This window comes from Actinomadura bangladeshensis (assembly GCF_004348335.1).
GTDB lineage: Bacteria > Actinomycetota > Actinomycetes > Streptosporangiales > Streptosporangiaceae > Spirillospora > Spirillospora bangladeshensis.
Genome location: NZ_SMJW01000009.1, coordinates 39,226 through 60,360, shown reverse-complemented (window position 1 = coordinate 60,360; position 21,135 = coordinate 39,226). Strand labels below are relative to the sequence as shown.

At 73.8% G+C, this 21,135-nt stretch carries 24 protein-coding genes; 14 read left to right on the top strand and 10 right to left on the bottom strand.

Going from position 1 to position 21,135, the window contains the following annotated elements:
• The first annotated feature begins 58 nt into the window (after positions 1-58).
• The 3 genes from E1284_RS03635 (at position 59) to E1284_RS03625 (ending at position 2,911) form a co-directional block, all read left to right on the top strand.
• Positions 59-1,081 carry an NAD(P)-dependent alcohol dehydrogenase gene (locus E1284_RS03635; protein WP_131937001.1) on the top strand — a complete coding sequence of 341 codons (1,023 nt, stop codon included), beginning with the start codon at positions 59-61 and terminating at the stop codon, positions 1,079-1,081.
• Between the two features lies 1 nt (position 1,082).
• Entirely contained in the window at positions 1,083-1,769 is a 687-nt protein-coding gene (locus E1284_RS03630; RefSeq protein WP_131936999.1) for a phosphatase PAP2 family protein, read from the top strand.
• Between the two features lie 347 nt (positions 1,770-2,116).
• A complete protein-coding gene (locus E1284_RS03625) occupies positions 2,117-2,911 on the top strand; it encodes an SAM-dependent methyltransferase (RefSeq protein WP_131936997.1) in 795 nt (264 codons plus the stop codon).
• A 6-nt stretch (positions 2,912-2,917) separates the two neighbouring features.
• On the opposite strand, the gene E1284_RS03620 is transcribed toward E1284_RS03625, so the two are convergent.
• The gene (locus tag E1284_RS03620) at positions 2,918-3,547 is read right to left on the bottom strand and encodes a hypothetical protein (protein ID WP_131936995.1); all 630 of its coding nucleotides are present in this window, start codon (positions 3,545-3,547) and stop codon (positions 2,918-2,920) included.
• Positions 3,548-3,754: 207 nt separating this feature from the next.
• On the opposite strand from E1284_RS03620, the gene E1284_RS03615 reads away from it, so the two are divergent.
• The 9 genes from E1284_RS03615 to E1284_RS03575 all read left to right on the top strand — a co-directional run bounded on the left by E1284_RS03615 (position 3,755) and on the right by E1284_RS03575 (position 11,664).
• Positions 3,755-4,216: a helix-turn-helix domain-containing protein gene (locus E1284_RS03615; protein WP_131936993.1), complete on the top strand. Its 462-nt coding sequence runs from the start codon at positions 3,755-3,757 to the stop codon at positions 4,214-4,216.
• Positions 4,217-4,355: 139 nt separating this feature from the next.
• Entirely contained in the window at positions 4,356-4,700 is a 345-nt protein-coding gene (locus tag E1284_RS03610) for an NADH-quinone oxidoreductase subunit A (RefSeq protein ID WP_131936991.1), read from the top strand.
• Positions 4,691-5,503, top strand: coding sequence for a hypothetical protein (locus tag E1284_RS03605; RefSeq protein WP_131936989.1), 813 nt, complete (start codon positions 4,691-4,693; stop codon positions 5,501-5,503). The genes E1284_RS03610 and E1284_RS03605 overlap by 10 nt, the downstream gene beginning before the upstream one ends.
• Entirely contained in the window at positions 5,496-6,359 is an 864-nt protein-coding gene (locus E1284_RS03600; RefSeq protein ID WP_131936987.1) for an NADH-quinone oxidoreductase subunit H, read from the top strand. The genes E1284_RS03605 and E1284_RS03600 overlap by 8 nt, the downstream gene beginning before the upstream one ends.
• A gap of 12 nt (positions 6,360-6,371) precedes the next feature.
• Positions 6,372-6,878 carry an NADH-quinone oxidoreductase subunit J family protein gene (locus E1284_RS03595; RefSeq protein ID WP_131936985.1) on the top strand — a complete coding sequence of 169 codons (507 nt, stop codon included), beginning with the start codon at positions 6,372-6,374 and terminating at the stop codon, positions 6,876-6,878.
• Entirely contained in the window at positions 6,868-7,173 is a 306-nt protein-coding gene (gene nuoK / locus E1284_RS03590; protein ID WP_131936983.1) for an NADH-quinone oxidoreductase subunit NuoK, read from the top strand. Before E1284_RS03595 ends, nuoK begins: the two co-directional genes overlap by 11 nt.
• A complete protein-coding gene (locus E1284_RS03585; protein WP_131936981.1) occupies positions 7,170-8,789 on the top strand; it encodes a proton-conducting transporter transmembrane domain-containing protein in 1,620 nt (539 codons plus the stop codon). The genes nuoK and E1284_RS03585 overlap by 4 nt, the downstream gene beginning before the upstream one ends.
• A 4-nt stretch (positions 8,790-8,793) precedes the next feature.
• On the top strand, positions 8,794-10,275 hold the full coding sequence (locus E1284_RS03580; RefSeq protein WP_131936979.1) for a complex I subunit 4 family protein: 1,482 nt from the start codon (positions 8,794-8,796) through the stop codon (positions 10,273-10,275).
• A 9-nt stretch (positions 10,276-10,284) separates the two neighbouring features.
• On the top strand, positions 10,285-11,664 hold the full coding sequence (locus E1284_RS03575; protein WP_131936977.1) for an NADH-quinone oxidoreductase subunit N: 1,380 nt from the start codon (positions 10,285-10,287) through the stop codon (positions 11,662-11,664).
• On the opposite strand, the gene E1284_RS03570 is transcribed toward E1284_RS03575, so the two are convergent.
• Together E1284_RS03570 and E1284_RS03565 are read right to left on the bottom strand one after the other, a co-directional pair.
• Positions 11,654-12,055 carry an NUDIX hydrolase gene (locus E1284_RS03570; protein WP_131936975.1) on the bottom strand — a complete coding sequence of 134 codons (402 nt, stop codon included), beginning with the start codon at positions 12,053-12,055 and terminating at the stop codon, positions 11,654-11,656. The two genes, E1284_RS03575 and E1284_RS03570, sit on opposite strands and share 11 nt — an antisense overlap.
• Positions 12,056-12,189: 134 nt before the next feature.
• Positions 12,190-13,017: an SAM hydrolase/SAM-dependent halogenase family protein gene (locus tag E1284_RS03565; RefSeq protein WP_131936973.1), complete on the bottom strand. Its 828-nt coding sequence runs from the start codon at positions 13,015-13,017 to the stop codon at positions 12,190-12,192.
• Between the two features lie 106 nt (positions 13,018-13,123).
• Between E1284_RS03565 and E1284_RS03560 the strand changes: the two genes are divergently transcribed.
• Entirely contained in the window at positions 13,124-14,038 is a 915-nt protein-coding gene (locus tag E1284_RS03560; protein WP_131936971.1) for a LysR family transcriptional regulator, read from the top strand.
• A gap of 3 nt (positions 14,039-14,041) precedes the next feature.
• On the opposite strand, the gene E1284_RS03555 is transcribed toward E1284_RS03560, so the two are convergent.
• The 7 genes from E1284_RS03555 to E1284_RS03530 form a co-directional block, all read right to left on the bottom strand.
• The gene (locus E1284_RS03555) at positions 14,042-15,277 is read right to left on the bottom strand and encodes an NAD(P)-binding domain-containing protein (RefSeq protein ID WP_131936969.1); all 1,236 of its coding nucleotides are present in this window, start codon (positions 15,275-15,277) and stop codon (positions 14,042-14,044) included.
• 81 nt (positions 15,278-15,358) lie between these two features.
• Entirely contained in the window at positions 15,359-15,682 is a 324-nt protein-coding gene (locus E1284_RS03550; RefSeq protein WP_131936967.1) for a DUF202 domain-containing protein, read from the bottom strand.
• Positions 15,679-16,065 (bottom strand): YidH family protein, encoded by a 387-nt coding sequence (locus E1284_RS03545; protein WP_131936965.1) that lies wholly within the window; start codon positions 16,063-16,065, stop codon positions 15,679-15,681. The genes E1284_RS03550 and E1284_RS03545 overlap by 4 nt, the downstream gene beginning before the upstream one ends.
• A gap of 93 nt (positions 16,066-16,158) precedes the next feature.
• The gene (locus E1284_RS03540; RefSeq protein ID WP_131936963.1) at positions 16,159-16,788 is read right to left on the bottom strand and encodes a MerR family transcriptional regulator; all 630 of its coding nucleotides are present in this window, start codon (positions 16,786-16,788) and stop codon (positions 16,159-16,161) included.
• A 59-nt stretch (positions 16,789-16,847) separates the two neighbouring features.
• On the bottom strand, positions 16,848-17,984 hold the full coding sequence (locus E1284_RS42875) for a glycoside hydrolase family 3 protein (RefSeq protein WP_243714227.1): 1,137 nt from the start codon (positions 17,982-17,984) through the stop codon (positions 16,848-16,850).
• Entirely contained in the window at positions 17,948-18,877 is a 930-nt protein-coding gene (locus E1284_RS42870) for a glycoside hydrolase family 3 protein (RefSeq protein ID WP_243714226.1), read from the bottom strand. Before E1284_RS42870 ends, E1284_RS42875 begins: the two co-directional genes overlap by 37 nt.
• A 23-nt stretch (positions 18,878-18,900) precedes the next feature.
• A complete protein-coding gene (locus tag E1284_RS03530) occupies positions 18,901-19,620 on the bottom strand; it encodes an IclR family transcriptional regulator (protein WP_131936961.1) in 720 nt (239 codons plus the stop codon).
• A gap of 110 nt (positions 19,621-19,730) precedes the next feature.
• On the opposite strand from E1284_RS03530, the gene leuC reads away from it, so the two are divergent.
• Positions 19,731-21,128 (top strand): 3-isopropylmalate dehydratase large subunit, encoded by a 1,398-nt coding sequence (gene leuC / locus E1284_RS03525; protein WP_131936959.1) that lies wholly within the window; start codon positions 19,731-19,733, stop codon positions 21,126-21,128.
• The last annotated feature ends 7 nt before the right edge of the window (positions 21,129-21,135 follow it).

Here is a 21,135-nt window from a genome sequence, read left to right as displayed (position 1 = left end):
GGCCAGCCGTTCCTGGGTATGGGGCCGTGGACGGACACGCGTCCACGAGGAGCATGCAATGCGGGCTGTGCAGGTGACCGGGTACGGCGAGGATCTGCGGATGGCGGAGGTGCCGGTCCCGGAGGCGGACAGCCCCCTCGACGTCGTGGTGAGGATCGGCGGGGCGGGGGTGTGCCGGACGGACCTGCACATCCTGGAGGGGCAGTGGGCCGAGAAGTCCGGGGTCGGTCTGCCGTACACGATCGGGCACGAGAACGCCGGGTGGGTGCACGCCGTCGGGCCGGCGGTGACCGGCGTCGCCGAGGGCGACAAGGTGATCCTGCATCCGCTGGTCACGTGCGGGCTGTGCCGGGCCTGCCGGTCGGGGGACGACGTGCACTGCGAGAACAGCGCGTTCCCCGGCATCGACTCCGACGGCGGGTACGCGGACTACCTGAAGACGTCCGCGCGGAGCGTGGTGAAGCTGGACGGGTCGCTGGAGCCGGCGGACGTGGCCGCGTTCGCCGACGCGGGCCTCACCGCCTACCACGCGGCGGCGAAGGCGGCGCGGCGGCTGACCCCGCGGGACCGGTGCGTGGTCATCGGGGCCGGGGGCCTCGGGCACATCGGGGTGCAGGTGCTGAAGGCGATCAGCCCGGCGGAGCTGATCGTGGTCGACCGCAAGGCGGAGGCGGTGGAACTGGCGTCCGAGACGGGCGCCGACCACGGCGTCGTCGCGGACGGGGAGCACGTCGAGCGGGTGCTCGACCTGACGGGCGGCGGCGCGCAGGTCGTCATCGACTTCGTCGGCGAGGGCGGCTCGACCGCGGAAGGGCTGCGGATGCTGCGGGAGGCGGGCGACTACCACGTCGTCGGCTACGGCGAGAACATCGACGTCCCCACGATCGACGTCATCTCCGCTGAGATCAACATCATCGGGAACCTCGTCGGGTCCTACAACGACCTGTGCGACCTGATGGCGCTCGCGGCCCGCGGCGCGGTCACGCTGCACACGCGGACGTACGCGCTGGACGACTTCCAGTCCGCGATCGACGATCTGGACGCCGGACGGGTCCGGGGGCGCGCCATCCTCGTCCCCTGACATGGGCGAACGGGCACGGCCGGGACCACCGGCATGGGTGCGGTGGGGTTCGTGGGGCTGGTACGCGCTGCTGTTCGCGGTCATGGTGCTGGTCACGGTCGACGTGCTGCTCGACGGCCCGCTCAGGCGTCTCGACTGGACCGTCCACGAGTTCGCCGACACCCATGTGCGGGGCGGATGGCTGACCGCCGCCACGGTGGTGACGAAGCTCGGCCAGCGCGGCGACCTGGCCGTGGTCATCGGCGTGCTGGCCGTCATCGCCGGGGCCCGGGAGCGCTCGCTCCACCCCGTGCTGATGAGCGCGGTGATCGTGATGGGCCTGTCGCTGCTGCAGGTCGGCCTCAAGGCGGCGATCCCGCGGACCTTTCCCTACGGCAATGCCGATGTGCTGTTCACCCAGGGGACCGCCTACCCGTCGGGCCACACCCTCAACGCGTTCGTGCTCATCTGGGTCGTCCTCGAACTGCTGGTGGCCGCGTTCCCGGCCGTCGGCCGGCGGCTTCCCTCGCGACGCCGCCGCGACATCGCCCTGGTGACCGGCTGTGTCGCGGCGGCGGCGCTCACGGCGGCGGACTTCCACTGGCTGACCGACGTGCTGTTCAGCCTCGCGCTGGGGCCCGTGCTGCTGTCCGGCCTGATCGCCCTGGCGGCGTTCAACCCCGAGGAGGGACGTCCGCGATGGTTCTGAACGCCCGGTCGTCCCACCCGGGCCGTGTTCAGCGCGCTGTCGAAGATTGTGCGCCCTGGTGGCGGATGAGGTGGCGGAGAATGTCGCGGACAGGAGAGCCCTATCCTCGTCGCCCGATCCCCATGCGGATCGTCGTGGCCGGAACCACCGCTGTGCCGATTCCATTGCGGGTCGTCGTTTGAGGTGCCTGGACGGGAACCTCCTCGGCATTCATGGCCCATGCTCGCGGAATGCCGGGCCTTTCGGGCGGTGAATCGGCTATGTGCACGACGTGGCCTGATCTGTCGCGTCCCGTGTGCCGCTGGGGGATGATGAGCGTGATCATCGCCGTCGGAAGGGAACGCCTCATGCCGGAACCGGAGATTGACACGAGCGTGCCGCATTCGGCCCGTATCTGGGATTACTGGCTCGGCGGCAAGGACAATTACCCCGTGGACCGCGAGGCGGGCGACGCCGTTCTGCGCGTCCTGCCCGTGATCGCCGATTCGGCCAAGCAGGACCGCGCCTTTCTCGGCCGCGCGGTGCGGTTCCTGACGTCCCAGGGCATCAGGCAGTTCCTCGACCTCGGCACCGGACTGCCCACCGTCGACAACACCCATCAGGTCGCGCAGCGCGAGGCGCCCGAGAGCCGCATCGTGTACGTCGACAACGACCCGCTGGTGCTCGCTCACGCGCGGGCGCTGCTGACGAGCCGTCCCGAGGGGGCGTGCGACTACATCCAGGCCGACGTCCGGGACACGAAGACGGTGCTCGCCGAGGCCGCCGCCACCCTCGACTTCGGGCGCCCGGTCGCGCTCATGCTGCTGGGCGTGCTGAACCACATCCTGGACGACGGCGAGGCGCGGCGGCTCGTCGAGGACCTGCTGCGCGCCCTGGCGCCGGGCAGCCACCTGGTCATCTCGCACACCTGCGACGCCACGACCGGCGAGCTGGACGGCGAGGCGATGCGGCAGGCCGTCCGGGAGGTGATGGACCGCGGCGGGACGCCGATCCGCGCGCGGTCCCCCGAGGAGATCGAGACGCTGTTCGCCGGCACCCGGCTGCTGGAGCCGGGCGTGGTGTCGTGCTCGCGGTGGCGCCCCGACCCGTCCCCCTGGCGGGAGCCGGAGGTCCCGCACTTCTGCGGCGTCGCCGTCCTCTAGCCGGCCTCAGAGCAGGATCGGGACGACGATCGCCGCCAGCGAGGCGGCGAATCCGGCGAGCCCGGCGGTGTCCCAGAGGTCGGCGACGACGCGGGCACGGGCCCGCCGGTCGCCGGCCTCCGCGGGCGCCTGCCGCAGCCGGTCGGCGGTGGCGATGACCGCCTCGGCGGGCACCGCGAGAAGGCGGGCCTTCACCGCGATCGGCCCGCCGTACTGCCGGGTGTTCCCCTGGATGATGAATCCGGCCAGTCCCCGCCGCCCGCGCCGGGCTTCGGCGGGGTCGGCGACCCGCACGATCAGATGCGGTTTGCCCGCGCCTCTGACGTTCGTGTCGACGTCCAATCCCGTCACCTGGGACCAGGGAATGGACAGTTCGATCTGGTGCCAGGTGATTCCGCCGGCATCGAGCGTGAGACCGCGCTGGGAACGGAAGGCCATCACCAGTCCGCTGACGAGGAGCAGCAGCGTCCCGGCCAGCCAGATCGCCGATGAGAGGGACACCTCGGTGGTCGGCCCGTGAAAGAACCGGCTGCCGAGGATCACGGTTATGAGGAGCACGTTGAACGCCACGCCGTGGTCGCGGTAACGGACGCGCAGGGCCGCACCGCTCGAATCGCCGACGCGCGCAGGATCCACCGGTCACTCTCCTCATCGGTCCGGGCCTGTGACGAAAAGACGATGCACTCTACGAGGTGAAAGGCTCTTTTGACCATCCCTTTTCCGGACGGGTGGGCAGTCGGAGGCATCCGGGCGGTGCGCGAAGCCGCAGGTCGCGCCACGACGTCCGGAAGGCCGCGTGTCCTTGGCTGACGAGCGCACCTGTGGTCAACTAAAATCACTGACATGGGGAGGGGCATGATGCGCGAGCACGCGGAGGGGATCTCGCCGGGGGCGTCGCTGGCCGAGAAGGTCGAGTGGCTGATCCGGAACCTGTGGCCGGCGGACGCGGAGCCGCCGCGCAACAACGTCGAGACGGCGGCGGCCATCGCGCGCGCCACCGGAGAGGACATCTCGTCCACCACCGTGTGGAAGCTGCGCACCGGGCGGCAGGAGAACCCGCAGCTGAAGACGCTGACGGCGCTCGCCACGTTCTTCGGCGTGCCGATCGGGTTCTTCGGGTTCGCGGGCGAGTCCGCGCCCATCGGCGACGACCTGACGATCAAGGCGCTGCAGCGGGACGTGGAGCAGGGCGTCATCCGGCCGGAGGTGCTGCGCGCCCTGGTCGACCTGTCGCCGCGGGCACGCTGGGTCGTCGACGAGATGATCCTCGCCGCCGCGGCGGCCGACAAGGAGCGCCGGCCCTAGCCGGACACGCAGGCCAGGACGGCCGGCCGGGGGCCACCGGCGGCGCCGCCGCGCGACATCTCCGGTTGGGGGATGTTTCGGCGATGTCCTGATCAGGTAGGGGCGGACTAGCCGTCCAGCCGCCCCGCCGGGAGCCGCCATGCCGCCGTACGTCGTCGTCCTGTCGGTGCTGGGGCTGGTCGCGGCGCTGATCGCGGCCGTCTACGCGGTGTCGTTCGCGGTCGCGCCGCGGGCGTTCGAGTCCGGGCCGTTCCTGTCGGGGGCCCGTCCGGCCGAGCACGCCCTGTCCCGGTTCCATGTGCGCTGGTACGCGGTGTCGATGGTGTTCCTCGCCTTCGACATGGAGATGGTCTTCATGTATCCGTGGGCGCTCGTCGTGGCGTCGATCGGTGTGAAGGCCGTCGTGGAGATGTTCGCCTTCCTGGGGCTGCTGCTGGTCGGCGTCCTCTACGCGTGGCGGGAGGGGGCGCTGCGGTGGGCCTGAGACGCGACCCGCGCCCGTTCGTCGTGGCGGCAGCCGACGGGACGCGGGACAGGCTCGCGGTCGAGGCCGAACTGCGCCGCCGCCGGTGGCGTCCCGCGCTGTCGCCCGCCGAGACCGGGATGCTCGTCGTCTGCGGGAATCCCGGGGCGGCGCTGGCGGAGGCCGTCGAGACCGTGTGGCGGGACATGCCGGAGCCTCGGGTCCGGGGCTTGGACGGTCCCGTCGTCGGCGGCGAGCGTCCCGCACTGGAACTCGACGCCGGCATGGCCGACCGGGCCGATGACCGGGACGGGCTGCGGCTGGACGTCCTGCACGTGCCGCTCGGCCCCGTGCTGCCGTACTGGCCCGCCGGGCTGCGCGTCGATCTGACGATGCAGGGGGACGTCGTCCAGGCCGCGGAGGTCTCCGCCGTCGACCGCGCCGACGCGACCTTCTGGACCGGCGATCGCCGGACGGCGGCCCGGCTCGACAGCCTCTCGCGGTTCCTGCGCGTCGCCGGCTGGGAGAAGGCGGGCGAGCGGGCAGCGGTGCTGCGCGACGAGGCCCTGGACGGCGCGCCTGCGGCGCGGTTCGAGCCGTTCGTGCGGAGGGTTCGCCGGTCGCCCGGACTGCGCTGGATGACACGGGGCGTCGGTGACGTGTGGCAGCGGGTCGAGGGGTGGCTCCGGGAGATCGAGGGAGCCGGCGCAAGGCCGGGAGAACCGCTCGACGTGCTCCCCTCGCTGCTCGAAGGGGCGGGGCTGGCCGAGGCGCGGCTGATCGTGGCGAGCCTCGATCCGGACCTCGGGGCGAACGATGGTTGAGGTCGTCGTCCTCGGCGTGCTGGCGGTCGCTGCGGCGACGCTCGGCGGGGCGTTGGCCGGACGCCCCGCCGCGCCGTTCCAGGAGGCGGTGCGGCTGCTGACCGTGCAGCGGCGCGTGACGGCGACGTCCGACCGGCTGCTGACCAGGATCGGCGTGATCTCGCTGCCGGTGGCGGCGGCGCTCGCGGCGCTGGTCGTGCCGTTCGGCGGCCGGGCGGCGGTCGGATCGAGCGTCGGCGTCGTCTGGTTCAACGCGATGGAGGTCGTCGCCTGGGCGTCGGTGTGGCTCGCGGGGTGGGGGGTCAACTCGGCGTACGCGCTGGCCGGCGGGTACCGGTTCCTCGCGCAGGGCCTCGCCTACGAACTGCCGCACATGTTCGCCCTCATCACCGCCGCGCTCGCCGCCCACTCCCTGGACCTGCGGGCCATCGCGGCGGCGCAGGACGGGCTGTGGTTCGCGGTCTGGATGCCGGTCGCGTTCGCCGTCTACCTGGTCTCGGCGCTCGCGATGACGTTCTGGGGCCCGTTCGGCCATTCCGTGGGCGCCGACCTGGCCGGGGGCGCGATCGCCGAGCTGTCCGGGCCCGACCGGCTCGTCTTCCTGGCCGGACGGTACGGGCTGCTCGCGGTGGCGGCGGCCGTCGCCGTCCCGCTGTTCCTCGGCGGCGGGGCCGGGCCGCTGCTGCCGGGATGGCTGTGGTCGCTGCTGAAGACGTGCGCCGTCCTGGCGCTGCTCGTGTGGACGCGCGGCCGGATGCCGGTGCTGCGCATGGACCGTTTCATGGCGGCGGCGTGGACGGTGCTGATCCCCGTCGTGCTGCTGCAGATGCTCGTCGTCGGGATCGTCGTCGTCTGAGGGAGGGGAACCGTGGAGGACGCCGCGTTCTGGGTGCTCGCCATCGCCGCGGTCGGGTTCGGCGCCGCGGTCTTCATCGTGGACTCGATGGCGCGGGCCACGTTCTCGCTGCTCGCGTCCTTCCTGTGCGTCGGGGCGGAGCTGCTGCTCATCGACCTGCACTACCTGGGCGTGCTGGTGATCCTGATGATGATCATGGAGATGCTGGTGATGGCGGTCTTCATGGTCATGTACATGATGAACCCGGCCGGGCTGATGCCGATGTCGATGGTGCACAACCGGCGCGGCGCGCTCGCCATCTCCGGCGGGCTGTTCGCGGCGCTGGCGGCGGGGATCTTCGCGGTTCCGTGGCCCGAGCGCGCCGGGCGCCCGCCGCGCGATCCGACGTTCGCGCTCGGCGAGTCGATCATGGGGCCGAAGATGCCGGTCATGATGGTGATCGGGATCGCGATCCTGGCCACCATGATCGCGACCGTGGTGCTGGCCACCCACCGGGGGCGGTACGGCGATGGCGCTTGAGACGTTCCTGCTGCTCGGCGCCGCGCTGTTCTGCGTGGGGCTGTTCGGCGCGCTGTCCCAGCAGTCGGTCGTGATGCTGATGATGGGCCTCGAACTCATGATCAACGGTGTGGTGGCCGCGGCGGCCGGGTTCTGGTTCTGGGTGTCGCCCGGCATGCCGGACGGGCAGGTCCTCGTGCTCGTCGCGATCACCGTGATGGCGCTGGAGATGGCGATGGGCTTCGCCGTCGTCACCGCGCTGTTCCGGGCCCGTGACGTCGATATGACCGATGACGCGGGAGATCTGCGCGGATGAGTCTTCGGCTGGGCGGGCTCGCGGTGGACGGGTTGTCCGCCGTCCTGCTCGTGACCCTGGCCGTCGCCCTGGCTGCGGTGCTCGCCTTCGCGGCGGGCGAGCGGTACCGCGTCCGCTTCTACGGGCTGATGCTGCTGTTCGCGGCGGCGATGGCGGTCACGGTCACCGCGACGGACCTGGTCATGCTGCTGATGGGCTGGGAGGTCATGGGTGCGATGTCGTACGCGCTCATCGGCTATGTGTGGTCGGACGCGGAACGGGTCCGGTCGGCGGACGTCGCGTTCCTGACGACCCGCGCCGCCGACATGGGGCTCTACGCGGCCGCCGGGTTCGCCCTCGCCGGTGCGCACTCGCTGCGCCTCGACGCGCTGGCGGACGCCGACACCCCCTGGCGGGACCTGATCGCTGCCGGGATCGTGCTGTCCGCGCTGGGCAAGTCGGCGCAGCTCCCGTTCTCGTTCTGGTTGGCGCGGGCCATGTCGGGTCCCAGCACGGTGTCGGCGCTGCTGCATTCGGCGACGATGGTCGCCGCCGGCGCGTACCTGCTGACGCGCGTGCATCCGCTGCTGGCCGCGACCGGCTGGGCCGACGCGCTCGTCGCCTGGACGGGCGCGGTCACCGCCCTGGTCATGGGGGCGGTCGCGCTGGCGCAGCGCGACCTCAAGCAGCTTCTCGCCGCGTCCACCTGCGCGCAGATCGGCCTCATGGTGCTCGGCGCCGGTGCGGGCTCGGTGGCCGGCGGGACGGCCCAGCTTGTCGCGCACGCGGCGGTGAAGAGCCTGCTGTTCCTGTGCGCGGGCGCCTGGGTGAGCGTCCTCGGAACCCAGCGGCTGGACGAGTTGCGGGGCGCGGCCCGGCGGCACCGGGTCGCCGGCGCCGCGTTCGGGGCGGGGGCGCTCGCGCTGGCGGGCGTCCCGCCCCTGTCGCTGTGGGTGACGAAGGACGAGGTGCTGGCCGGCCGCCCGGCCGCCCTGCTCGCGGTGGGGCTCGCGGCCTCCGTGCTGTCGGCCGCCTATGCGGCGAAGGCCCTGTTCGCGGTGTTCCGTCCCGCCGAGGGGGCGGCCGTGCGGGTGCCCCTCGTCGGTCAGGTGCCGCTGGTCGTGCTGGCCTTCGCGGCGGCCGGGCTCGGCGTGCTCGGCCTTCCCCCGGTCGCCGAAGCCTGGCGCGAGATGCTCGGGGCGCCGCGCGAGGGCGGGCCCGCGGTCTGGCTGACCGTCCTCTCCGGAGCCTTGGCGGTGGTCACGGTCGGCGCGGTCCGGATCGCCCGGCGGGTGCCGTCGCCCGCGTGGGCGGCGGAGTGGCTGTACCTGGAGCGGGCGGCCGACGCCGCCGTGGTGCGCCCGGCGTTCGCCGTCGCGCGGGCGCTGGCCCGGTTCGACGACCGGGTCGTGGACGGTGCCGTCCGGGGCGTCGCGCGCGGCGGCCGGTGGGCGGCGGGCCTGACCGGGCGCCGGATCGAGATCCGGGTGGACGGCCTGGTCGGCGGGGTCGGCCGGGCCGCCCAGCGGCTCGCGGCGTTGGCCCGGTCTCCGCAGACCGGGCAGGTCCACATCTACTTCGCCCAGGCCGCCGTGGTGCTCGCGGTGCTCGCCGTCATCGCCGTGCTGGCGGGGTGAGCCGATGCTGACGATCGTGATCTTCCTGCCGCTCGCCGTCGCCGCCGCGCTGCCGGCCGTCCCGCGCCGCGCGGTGCCGTGGACGTGGATCGCCGTCACCCTCGCCGAGACCGCCCTCGCCGCCTGGATGTGGGCCGCGCACGGGACGGGCGCCGGGATCTCCTACGAGACGGACGTCCGGTGGATCCCGTCCGTCCGGGCCGGTTACCACGTCGGCGTCGACGGCCTCTCGCTGCCGCTCATCACCCTCACCGCCGTGCTGTTCGCCGCCTGCGCCGTGTACTCGCTGAGGCAGACGCACCGGGTGCGGGCGTTCGCGATGCTGTTCCTCTTCCTGGAGGCCGTGTGCCTCGGCCTGTTCGCGGCCCTCGACCTCCTCCTGTTCTTCGTGTTCTTCGACCTGTCGATCGTCGGCATGTACTTCGTGATCCTGCTGTGGGGGCACGGCGACCGGTCGAGGTCGGCGCTGAAGTTCTTCCTCTACACCTTCCTCGGGTCACTCGTCCTGCTGCTGGGGTTCATCGGCCTCTACCTGGGCGCCGACCCGCACACGTTCGACATGGTCGACCTCACCCGCAGCCCGCCGCTGCACGGCGGCCTCGCCGGGCTGACACTCCTCGCCGTCGGGATCGGCCTCGGCATCAAGACGCCCGTCGTCCCGTTCCACACCTGGCTGCCGCCCGCGCACACCGACGCTCCCGCCGCCGGGTCGGCGATCCTCGCGGGCGTGATGCTGAAGATGGGCACGTACGGGCTCGTCCGGATCGCCATGCCGATGCTGCCGGACGCCTGGCGCCGCTACGCGCTCGTCTTCCTGATCGCCGGCCTGGTCGGCGTCCTGTACGGGGCGCTGGTCGCGCTCGCGCAGGACGACGTCAAGCGTCTCGTCGCCTACACGTCGGTGAACCACATGGGCTACATCGTCCTCGCGCTGGGCGCGGCCGGGTACGCCTCCGGCGACGCGGGCGCGCGGCGGCTCGCGGTGACCGGCGCGGTGACGCAGATGGTCAGCCACGGGCTCGTCACCGGCGCGCTGTTCCTGCTGTGCGGGGTCCTGCACGACCGGGCCGGGAGCTACGACCTCCGGCGGTTCGGCGGCATCGCGCGCGGCGCGCCCGTGTTCGCGGGGCTGATCGCGGTGGCGGCGTTCGCATCGCTCGGGCTGCCCGGCCTGTCCGGGTTCATCGCCGAGTTCCAGATCTTCGCCGGGACGATCGGGAGCGGCACGGCGGCCGCCGCCGTGACCGGCGCGCTCGCCGTCCTCGGGATCCTGATCACCGCGGCGCTGTTCCTGCGCGTCCTGCACCGGGCCGTGCTCGGCCCGCCCGGCGAGCTGACCGGGCGGGTCACCGACGTGCGGCGGCCCGAACTCGCCGCGCTCGTCCCGCTGCTGCTCCTGTCGCTGCTCATCGGCGTCGCGCCGCGCGGCCTGCTCGACACGATCGAGCCGCTGTCGGCGGCCGTCGTCGCGCTCGTGGGACGGTGACCCGGGACGGTGACCAGCGAGAACCCCGCCGACCTCGCACCCGAACTGTGCGTGCTGATCGCCGCCGTCCTCGGCCTGGTCAACGGGCTCTTCCTGCCCCGCGAGCGGCAGTGGCGCGTCGCGGTGGTCTGCGCGGCCGGGCTCGTCGCCGGACTGGCCGTCGCCGGCGTCGCCGCGACCCGCGCCGACCTGACGGTGTTCGACTCGCTCGCTCTCGACCCGATCACGCACGTCACCCGGATCACGGTGCTCGGCGCGACCCTCGGCGTACTGGTCCTGGCCGCCGGTCGGGTGCGCGACCATCCCCGGGAGAGCGAGCACTACGTCCTGATCCTGCTGGCGGCGCTCGGCGCGATCGTGCTGGGCGCCGCCTCCGACCTGCTGGTGCTGGTCGCGGCGTACCTGCTGGCGAGCATCCCCGCCTACGCCCTCGCCGGTTTCGCCAAGGACGCGCCCGGCACCGAGGCCGCGCTGAAGTACTACCTCATGAGCGCGCTGCTCGGTGTCTTCATGCTCGCGGGGGTCACGCTGCTGTTCGGGGTGGGGCGCGGCACCGACTACCCGGTGCTGCGCGCCGGGCTGTCCGGCGCCCCGCCGGCGGCCGTCGCCGTCGGCGTCGTCGCGCTGCTCGCCGGGCTGCTGTTCAAGGCGGGCGCCGTCCCCGGCCACTTCTGGGTACCGGACGTCACCGAGGGCGCCCCGCCCGCCATCGCCGCGTTCGTCACGACCGTCCCGAAGATCGGGGCGTTCGCCGCCCTCTACCGGTTCGCCGCCGAGGCGCTCCCGCCGGGCGCCGCCGGATGGGCGGCGCTCGTGGCCGTCGTCGCGGCGGTCACGATGACGCTCGGCAACCTCGCCGCGTTCGGGCAGGACAACGTCCGGCGCCTGCTGGCCTACTCGACCGTCAGTCAGGCGGGCTACCTGCTCGTCCCGGTCACGATGGCCGGACGCACCGGCCTCGCCGAGCCCGCGCTGCTGTACTACGTCGCCGCCTACGCGGTGACGAACCTGGGCGCCTTCGCGGTCGTCCTCGCCCACGGGCGCGACGACCTCGCCGGGTACGCCGGGCTGATGCGCGGCTCCCCGCTGCTCGGGCTGTCGCTGGTCGTCTGCCTGCTCGGCTTCGTCGGCACCCCGCCGACCGCCGTGTTCGTCGGGAAGGTCCTGATGTTCGGCGCGGCCCTGGACGGCGGCTACGGCTGGCTCGCCGTGGTCGCCGCCGTGAACTCGGTCGCGAGCGTCTTCTACTACCTGCGCTGGATCGTCCCGCTGTTCCGGCGGCCGGACGGACCGTCCCGCCCGGCCGCCGGCGCCCGCGCGGTGGCCGTCGCCGCCGCGCTGTTCTCGCTGGCCCTCGGGATCGGCAGCGGCCTCGCGCTCACGACGTGAGCAGGCCGTGCTCCCCGGCGAGGTCGAGCGCCGCCCGGGCCGCGGGCGCGAGCAGACGCCGGTCCCCGCGTCCCACGTAGACGAATTCGTCGACCTCCCCGGCGGCCGTCATGGCGCCGCGGTAGGAGGCGGTGAAGCACGCCATGCGGACATGGGTGAAGGCGGGCTGGTCATGGGCGGGCGCCCGGACGACGCCCAGCTCCCGGAAGGACGGCCGGTCGAGCTCCAGATCGAGCTCCTCCCGGACCTCGCGGGACAGGGCCGACCAGTCGTCCTCGCCCGGCTCCCGCTTGCCGCCCGGCAGGTAGAGCAGGTCACGCCCGCGAGAACGGACGGCGAGCATGCGGCCGTCCGACACCTGCACCCACGCCACCACGTCGAGATCCTCCACGGCGACCAGTCTCCTACAGGCGGCGGCGTCGACCTCCTACGGGGCGCAGGCGGTGACGGCGAGGGCGGCCGGTCCGGTCAGGACGGCCGACGGGCGGCGGCGGTTCACGAGTGCCTGCAGCGGGCTTCTCCTGGTCAGAGGCGGGGGGTGGCGGCGCGCAGGGTGAGGGTCCGCACGCCCGCCAGGCCGAGGGCGTCGGTGGCCGAGCCCTGGTTGACGGCGAGGCCGAGCCAGCCGGACGAGTCGACCCACAGCAGCGGCTCGCCGGGTGCGACGGCGCCGAAGGTCTCCTCGAACGTGAGGCGTGCCGAGCCGGGTTCGGGAACGGTCCAGGCGGCGTCCAGCGGGGTGCCGGGCGCGAGCTCGCCGAACGCGGCGGCGAGGTCGGCGGGCTCGGCGCCGAGGACCAGGCTGCCGAACCGGTCGGTGTAGAGGACCGGGGCGGTCAGCTCGCCCTCGCCGGCCACCGGGGCCGGGAGGTCCAGCGGGAGGAGTTCGACCGGCGCGCCGAGCTCGGCCGCGTCGAGGCCGTTCGCGAGGTGCGCGGCGGCGGGGGAGAAGATGTCGCGGCCGTGGAAGGACGTCGACACCTCCGGCAGCCGGTAGGCGGGGTTCTCCAGCGCGTGCGCCCGGACGACGCCGCCGAGCTTCTCGGCGGCCGGGACGAGCAGCCCGTTGTCGGGGCCGACGAGCAGGTCCCCGCGCCCGGTCTCGACCGCGACCGGGCGGCGCGGCGTGCCGACGCCGGGGTCGACGATCCCGGTGTGGACGCCGACCGGGAGGTAGGGGAGCGCCTGCCGCAGCAGCATCGCGCCCTCGCGCACGTCGAACGGGGTGATCTCGTCGCTCAGCACGAGCACGTTCGCCGCCGGCGCGATCCTGGACACGACGCCGGCGCAGATGGCGGTGTAGGCGGCGCCGAAATCGGTCGCCAGGCTGACGAACGGACGGCTCTCGGACATGGGGCGACCTCGGCGCGGACCTGCGGGGATGACGGAGGGTGAGGGCAGAAGGGTACCAAGCCGATGGATCACCCCGGCATCGCGGCGGCCTCGTATCCTTCACAGGATGCGCGCTGAGGCCCTCGATCCGGTACTGCTGCGGACGTTCGTCGCCGTCGCCGAACTCGGTTCGTTCACCGCCGCCGCGGCCGCCGGCGGCTACACGCAGTCGGCGGTCTCCCGGCAGATCGCGGCGCTGGAGGACGTCTGCGGCGTCGAGCTGTTCGCGCGCGGCGCCCGCGGCGTCCGGCCGACCCCGGCGGGGGAGTACCTGCTGCCGCACGCCCGCGCCCTCCTCGACCGGCTCGCCGACACCGCCCGCGCCCTCGACGGGCTGCGCCGCCTCGACACCGGGACGCTGCGGATCGGCGCGTTCCCGACCGCCAACGCCGCGCTCGTGCCGCGCGCCCTCGCCCGCTTCCGGGAGCGGCACCCGGGTGTGCGGGCGGTGCTGCGCGAGGGGACGACCGAGCGGCTGCTGCCGATGCTGGAGGCGGGAGACCTCGACATCGCGCTGGTCAGTACGCACAAGCATCCGTCGATCGACGCCGAGAACCTGGTGGCGCTGCTGGACGACGCGCTGCTGGTCGCGCTGCCGGCCGGGCACCGGCTCGCCGGGCGCGACCGCGTCCCGCTGCGCGAGCTTGCGGACGAGCCGTGGATCGTGGCCGACGACCCGGAGGCGGTCGCCGCGCTGCGCGCCCGGTGCGAGGCGGCCGGGTTCGTCCCGCAGACGCCGCTGCGGGTCGCCGAGTGGATCTCCAAGCTGGGCCTGGTCGCGGCGGGGTTCGGCGTGACGCTCGTGCCCGCGCTCGCGGCCACCGCCCTCGCGCGGGACGGCGTCGTGCTGCGCGCGGTGGCGTCGGGCCGCGGGCCGCGCCGCTCCGTCTACGCGGCGGTGGGCCGGCACGCGCGCAGGTCCCCGGCCGCCACCGCGTTCCTCGCGGACCTGCGGGAGGCGGCCGGGGACCTGCGGCCCTAGCGGTCAGGGGACCGCGGCGACGATCTCGACCTCGAGCAGGGCGTCCGGGTGGAAGAGGCGGGGCACCTCGACGGTCGTGCTGGTCGGCGGCGCGCCGGTGAAGTACCGCGCCCGGACGGCCCCGTACTCGGCGCGCAGGTCGATGTCGGTGAGGAACGAGCGGATGCCGACGACGTCGCCGAAGCCCGCGCCGTGCGCGGCGAGGATGCGTTCGAGCAGCGACATCACGACCTCCGACTGGCGGGTCATGTCGCCGGGGGCGTCCACCTCGCCGTTCTCGTCCAGCGCGATCTGCCCCGACACGTACAGCATCGGCCCCTGCGTGACGTACGCGGTGTGGGAGTAGGCGGGGTTCGGCGGCGCGGGGACGGTCGCCGGGTTGCCGAGGGTGACGCGCATGTGTGCGGTTCTCCTGATGTGGTCTGCGAGTGCGGTGAGGTCTTCGGAGGCGAGCCCGGCGGCGAGCGCGCTCTCCGTCCGGGACCGGACGGCCGAGAGGACGCCCGGTCGCCCGGAACCGCCGAGGGCGAGGGCGAGGTCCTTGGCGGCGAGGGCGAGGGTGAAGCGGGGCGGGCCGGCGCCGTCCAGCAGCCGCCGGGCCTGCGGGCTGGTGCGGGACAGGGCGTCCAGGGCGAGGCCGGTGTCGACGCCGAGCCGGTCGGCGATGGCGAGCGCCTCGCCGAGGACGGCGACGTTGCCGACGAGCACGCTGTTGACCACCACCTTCAGCGCGGCGCCGGAGCCGGGCGGGCCGACGTGCCGGACGGTTCCGAGCGCCTCGAACGCGGCCGCGCAGCGCGCCAGGTCGGCGTCCGCGGCGCCGGCGAGGATCACCAGTTCGCCCGCCTCCGCCTGCGGGACGCTCCCGGAGACGGGCGCGTCGACGTGGCCGATGCCCGCGGGCAGCCGGTCCCGGACGCGGCGTACGGCGTCCGGGCCGATCGTGGACATGTCGGCGATCACGGCGCCGGGCTCCAGCGCCCGGACGGCGCCGCCCCCGCCGCCGGGCCCGAACAGGACGTCCTCGACGGCGTCCGCGTCGGTGAGCATGGTGATCACCAGGTCGCGGCCCGCGGCGGCCTCTGCGGGCGTGGCGTGCACGGCGGCGCCGGCCCCCGCGAGCGGTGCGGCCCTGCCGGGTGTCCGGTTCCATACGGATACGTCATGACCGGCGGCCAGGAGCCGCCCGGCCATGGGGGCGCCCATGCGCCCCAGTCCGAGAAAAGCGATTCTTGTCATGGCGGAATCGACGTTAAGCGCCGTACAGCCATGACACCAGCGAAGAGTTCGCACGGCAGGCATGCGAGACGCGCATGGGTCTCAGAAGGCGAAGAGGAGCGTCACCGCGGCGAGGAGCAGCGCGAGGCCCGTCATGAGCAGGACGGAGACCGGGTCGGCGGCGCCGCGCCCGGCGGGGACCTGGTGCCGCCGGGCGCGCAGGCCGGCCCGGCTGCGGCGCAGCAGCAGCGCGGCGCCGCCGCAGACGACCGCCGCCGCGGTGGCCGCGCCGGGCGCCGAGGGCGCGAACCGCACGCACAGCAGCCCCGCGACGATCAGCGAGAGGGTGGTGCGCGACCAGGCGAGCGCCGTCCGCTCCGGCTGCGCCCCGCGGTCCCCGAGCCCGCCCGGACGGCCGGGCTTCACTGGGTGACCAGGATGGCGACCAGCAGGACGATCGAGGCGATCGCGATGCCGTAGGCCATGACCGGTGCGAGCACGGGCGGCGGCAGCGTCTCCTCGCGGCGCAGCGCCCGCTCGGTGCGCAGCCAGCGGCGGAACGCGAGCGCGGCGACGAGCGCGCCGGTCGCGGCGAACACGACCGCGAGGCCGTGCCGCAGCACCGGCCCGACGAAGTCGCCGGCGAGCGCGACGCCGATGCCGCCCGCGATGAGCGCCAGCGCCGTCCGGATCCAGGCCAGGAACGTGCGCTCGTTGGCGAGCGTGAAGCGGGGATCGGGATCGCTGCCCTCGGCGAGCAGGCGGTCGGTCCACCTGCCGCCCGGGTTGCGGCCCTCTGTCGCGGTCATCGCCATTCATATTAGGCGATGAAACTTAATGCCTTAATGTCGCCCATGAATGCCAATTCCGATTGATTATCTCGGGAATGCCTGGTGGCGGGGTCAGCCGGCGCCGAAGCGGCGGGCCGAGGCGTCCTCCTGGGCCAGCCGGTGCAGGGCCGTGAGGACCTGCTCGTAGAGGACGGTCGAGACGAGCAGCGCGTGGGCGGCCCGGCCGCGCGGCGCCCCGCCCGCGACCCGGCCGATCTCGTGCTCGGCGACGCCGGCGGCGGCCCGCACGTAGGGCCGCAGGTCCTTGAGCGTGATCGGGTAGCCGAGGCGGCGCAGCGCCGTGAAGGTGTGCGCGAGCAGGTCGCGGGCCGGGGCGTCCGCGCCGACGGTCCAGCCGAGTTCGAGGACGAGGGCGTCGACGTCCTCGCGGGCGGCGCGCCAGTGCGGGTCGTGCGGCGCCGCGACGTGCGGGCCGATCGCGTGCCGGGCGGTGGCGAACAGGTCGTGCAGGCCGACCCGGTCGTCCTCGACGGCCTCGATGATCCGCTGGATCGCCGCGACCGGCAGGTCACCGACCTCGCGCAGCGCGTTGATCAGCCGCAGCCGCTCCAGGTGCCGGCCGTCGTACTCCGAGCGGGTCGCGCTCACCGCCGAGCCCTTGGGGAGCAGGCCCTCCCGGATGTAGAACTTGATCGTCTGAACCGTCAGCCCGCTCCGATCGCTGAGCTCGGAGATCTGCACCGTCGAACCCCCTCCACCGGGGGCCAACGGTAGCGAGGGCGGGGGATTGGATACCGGCACTATCCAATGTCTGTCCGAGTTGTGCTGATTCGAAGGTCGGTGACCGACCGGCCCGCCCAGAGCACGCACGGGACGGGGGCCCGCTCGTCCAGCGCGACCCGGACCGTGACTGCGTCGCCGGGGGCGGCCTCGGCGGCGGCGAAGCCCGCGAGCCGGACCGTCCCGTCCGCGACGGCGTAGCACTGGACGACCTCGCGCCCGGCCCGGCTCCCGGTGTTGCGGACGGTCACCTCGGCCGCATCGCCCGAGACCGCGACCGACACGTACTCCCAGGTCGTGTAGCCGAGCCCGTGCCCGAACGGGTACGCGACCTGGCCGGGCGCGTAATGCCGGTAGCCGATCGCGGTGCCCTCGGCATAGGGCAGCGTCCCGTCCTCGGCCGGTACCGGCGACAGGACGCCGTCGTGCGACGCGGGGAACGTGGTGGGCAGCCGCCCGCCCGGCTCGGCCGCGCCGGTGAGGACGTCCGCGACCGCGTCGCCGCCCTCCTGGCCCGGCAGCCACGCCCACAGCACGGCGGCGACCTCCTCCCGCCAGGGCATCAGCACCGGCGCGCCCGCGTTCACCACCACGATGGTGCGCGGATTGGCGGCGGCGACGGCGGAGACCAGCTCGTCCTGGCGGCCGGGCAGGGCGAGGGTCGTGCGGTCGAAGCCCTCGCTCTCCACGTCGTCGTTCGTCCCGACGACCACGACGGCGGCCTCGGCGTCGCGGGCGGCGGCCACCGCGGCGGCGAGCGCGTCGTCCTCGTCCAGGTGCGGGGCGTGGTGGCCGATACCGAACGCCGTCCCGAACCGTCCGGGCGCGTGGGTGCAGCGCAACTCGACCGGAACGGCCGTGCCCGCCTTCAGCTCGACCTCGATCCGGTGCTCGGGCGGACGCAGCAGCGCCTCCACCGGATCGCCGTGGCCGGGATCCGGCGTCACCGCCGCCAGGGTCTCGCCAACGCGCAGCTCGTACTCGCCGGCGCCCGCGATCGCGAACGTGTGGACGCCGTCCTCGGCCGGCGCCATCAGGGTCCGGGCGACGATCCGGGCGGTGCCCCCGGGGATCCCGCCGAGGAAGACGAAATGCGCCGCCCTGCGGTGCTGCGACTCGATCAGGGCGCCGCCGGCCCCGAAGAACTCCAGCCGCACCCCGCGCTCACCGGCGCCGGGCCGGGAAGGCCGTCGAGCGCGCCCACCCGCGCGGCCAGCCGCAGGACGCGCAGCACCTTGTCGTCGATCAGCTCCTCGGCGACCCTTCCCGCGCGGACGGCGTCGACGAGCCTGTCCCGCCACGGGCTGGTGGGCAGGCCCGGCATCTCCACGTCCATGCCCGCTTCGGCACTCGCCTCGGTGGAGCGGATCGCCGTCCAGTCGGAGACCAGGACGCCGTCGAACCCCCAGCGCTCCTTCAGCACGCCGGTCAGCAGCTCGCGGTTCTCCGTCATGGACGTGCCGTTGACCTTGTTGTACGCGGCCATCACCGCCCACGCGCCCGCCTTCACGGCCTCCTCGAACGGGCGCAGGTACACCTCGCCCAGGGCGTCCCCGCCGATGCGCGCGTCGTAGGACATGCGGGCGGTCTCGGAGTCGTTGCCGACGAAGTGCTTCACCGCCGCCGCGACGCCCGCCGACTGGACCCCGCGCACGAACGCGGCGCCGATGCGCGCAGTGAGCAGCGGGTCCTCGGAGTAGTTCTCGAAGTGCCGTCCGCCCAGCGGCGTCCGGTGCAGGTTGACCGTCGGCGCGAGCTGGACGTGCACGCCCTTGTCGCGCGCCTGCGCGCCGTTCAGCCGCCCGATCCGCTCCGCGAGTCCGGGATCCCACGCCGCGGCGAGCGCCGTCGGGTTCGGGAACAGCAGGCTCGTGCTCCGCTCGTCCCAGGCCGTGCCCCGCACGCCGGACGGCCCGTCCGACATGACGAGACCCCGCAACCCGATCCGGGGGATGGGGCGCAGGGTCCAGAATCCGTCACCGGTGAGCAGGTGGACCTTCTCCTGGAGGGTGAGGTCCGCGAGCCGGTCGCGCAGCCGGGATTCGTCCATTCGCCGACTCTATGTTCGGGGGGTCAGGAGGCGGTGCGGCGCATCCCCTCGGAGATCTTCTCGGCGGCGGCGGCCACGGGGGCGGCGTGCAGGCGCCCGGGGGAGCGCGTCAGGCGCTCGAGGGGCCCGGACACCGAGACGGCGGCGATCACCCGCCCGCCCGCGCCGCGGATCGGAGCCGACACCGACCCGACGCCCTGCTCGCGCTCCCCGACGCTCTGCGCCCAGCCGCGCCGCCGGACGGACGCCAGCGTCGTCGCCTCGAACTTGGCGTTGCGCAGCCCCCGGTGCAGCCGGTCGGGCTCCTCCCAGGCCAGCAGGATCTGCGCGGCCGAGCCCGCCGTCATCGGCAGCGCGGCGCCGACCGGGATGGTGTCGCGCAGGCCGCTGGTCCGCTCGGCCGCGGCGACGCATACCCTGACGTCCCCCTGGCGGCGGAACAGGGAGGCGCTCTCGCCGGTGAGGTCGCGCAGCTGGGCCAGGATGGGCTGGGCGATCGCGAGGAGGCGGTCCTCGCCGGCGGCGACGGCCAGCTCGGCGAGCCGCGGCCCGAGGATGAAGCGGCCCTGGGTGTCCCGGTGCACGAGGCGGTGGTGCTCCAGCGCGACGGCCAGCCGGTGCGCCGTGGGGCGGGCCAGCCCGGTGGTCTGGACGAGCTGGGCGAGCGAGGCCGGGCCGGCCTCCAGCGCATTCAGAACGAGAACGGCTTTGTCAAGTACGCCGACTCCGCTAGAGTTGTCCATGTCTTGATATTGCCGTCTCGTAATATGAGATTGCAAGTCGAGGTGACCGAGACCACGGCGCGCCGGGCGAGCACCGGACGCCGCCGATCATGACAGGTGAGGTGGGAGTGATGGGCCGAACACTGGCCGAGAAGGTCTACGACGCGCACGTCGTACGGCGTGCCGAAGGTGAGCCGGACCTCCTCTACATCGACCTGCACCTCGTCCACGAGGTGACGAGCCCGCAGGCGTTCGACGGGCTGCGGATGACCGGCCGCGAGGTCCGCCGCCCCGACCTGACCATCGCCACCGAGGACCACAACGTCCCGACGACGGACCTGCTCAAGCCCATCGCCGACCCGGTGTCGCGCACCCAGGTCGAGACGCTGCGCAAGAACTGCTCCGACTTCGGGATCCGGCTGCACCCGATGGGCGACGAGGGCCAGGGCATCGTGCACGTCATCGGCCCGCAGCTCGGCCTCACCCAGCCCGGCATGACCGTCGTCTGCGGCGACTCGCACACCTCCACCCACGGCGCGTTCGGCGCCCTGGCGTTCGGGATCGGCACCAGCGAGGTCGAGCACGTCCTCGCCACCCAGACGCTGCCGCAGGTCCAGCCGAAGACGATGGCCGTCACCGTGAACGGCGCGCTGCCGGAGGGCGTCACCGCGAAGGACCTGATCCTCGCGATCATCGCCCGCATCGGCACCGGCGGCGGCCAGGGCCACATCATCGAGTACCGCGGCGAGGCGATCCGCTCCCTGTCGATGGAGGGCCGCATGACGGTCTGCAACATGTCCATCGAGGCCGGCGCCCGCGCCGGGATGATCGCCCCGGACGAGACCACCTTCGCCTACCTCAAGGGCCGCCCGCATGCCCCGCGGGGCGCCGACTGGGACCGGGCCGTCGAGTACTGGACGTCCCTGCGCACCGACGACGACGCGGTCTTCGACACCGAGGTCGTGATCGACGCGGCCGAGCTGACCCCGTTCGTCACCTGGGGCACCAACCCCGGCCAGGGACTGCCGCTCGGCGGCTCCGTGCCCGACCCGGCCTCGTTCGCCGACCCCGTCCAGCGCCAGGCCGCCGAGCGCGCCCTGGACTACATGGGCCTCACCGCCGGGACGCCGCTGCGCGAGATCGCGGTCGACACCGTCTTCGTCGGGTCCTGCACCAACGGCCGCATCGAGGACCTCCGCGCCGTCGCCGGCGTGCTGCGGGGCCGCAAGGTCGCCGACGGCGTCCGCATGCTGGTCGTCCCCGGCTCCATGAAGGTCAAGAAGCAGGCCGAGGGGGAGGGCCTCGACGAGGTCATCGCCGCCTCCGGCGCCGAATGGCGCGAGGCCGGCTGCTCCATGTGCCTGGCGATGAACCCCGACAAGCTCACGCCCGGCGAGCGCAGCGCGTCCACGTCCAACCGCAACTTCGAGGGCCGGCAGGGCCCCGGCGGCCGCACCCACCTGGTGTCGCCCGCCGTCGCCGCCGCGACCGCCGTCACCGGCCGCCTGACCGCCCCTGCCGACCTCTAAGGAACCA

Coding starts and splice junctions, on each gene's coding strand:
- E1284_RS03530 (WP_131936961.1), bottom strand. CDS start 19,620: ATGGACAACTCTAGCGGAGTCGGCGTACTTGACAAAGCCGTTCTCGTT.
- E1284_RS03585 (WP_131936981.1), top strand. CDS start 7,170: ATGAGTCTTCGGCTGGGCGGGCTCGCGGTGGACGGGTTGTCCGCCGTC.
- E1284_RS03610 (WP_131936991.1), top strand. CDS start 4,356: ATGCCGCCGTACGTCGTCGTCCTGTCGGTGCTGGGGCTGGTCGCGGCG.
- E1284_RS03545 (WP_131936965.1), bottom strand. CDS start 16,065: ATGACCGCGACAGAGGGCCGCAACCCGGGCGGCAGGTGGACCGACCGC.
- leuC (WP_131936959.1), top strand. CDS start 19,731: ATGGGCCGAACACTGGCCGAGAAGGTCTACGACGCGCACGTCGTACGG.
- E1284_RS03600 (WP_131936987.1), top strand. CDS start 5,496: ATGGTTGAGGTCGTCGTCCTCGGCGTGCTGGCGGTCGCTGCGGCGACG.
- E1284_RS03630 (WP_131936999.1), top strand. CDS start 1,083: ATGGGCGAACGGGCACGGCCGGGACCACCGGCATGGGTGCGGTGGGGT.
- E1284_RS03555 (WP_131936969.1), bottom strand. CDS start 15,277: ATGACAAGAATCGCTTTTCTCGGACTGGGGCGCATGGGCGCCCCCATG.
- nuoK (WP_131936983.1), top strand. CDS start 6,868: ATGGCGCTTGAGACGTTCCTGCTGCTCGGCGCCGCGCTGTTCTGCGTG.
- E1284_RS03615 (WP_131936993.1), top strand. CDS start 3,755: ATGGGGAGGGGCATGATGCGCGAGCACGCGGAGGGGATCTCGCCGGGG.
- E1284_RS03635 (WP_131937001.1), top strand. CDS start 59: ATGCGGGCTGTGCAGGTGACCGGGTACGGCGAGGATCTGCGGATGGCG.
- E1284_RS03625 (WP_131936997.1), top strand. CDS start 2,117: ATGCCGGAACCGGAGATTGACACGAGCGTGCCGCATTCGGCCCGTATC.
- E1284_RS42870 (WP_243714226.1), bottom strand. CDS start 18,877: ATGGACGAATCCCGGCTGCGCGACCGGCTCGCGGACCTCACCCTCCAG.
- E1284_RS03565 (WP_131936973.1), bottom strand. CDS start 13,017: ATGTCCGAGAGCCGTCCGTTCGTCAGCCTGGCGACCGATTTCGGCGCC.
- E1284_RS03580 (WP_131936979.1), top strand. CDS start 8,794: ATGCTGACGATCGTGATCTTCCTGCCGCTCGCCGTCGCCGCCGCGCTG.
- E1284_RS03560 (WP_131936971.1), top strand. CDS start 13,124: ATGCGCGCTGAGGCCCTCGATCCGGTACTGCTGCGGACGTTCGTCGCC.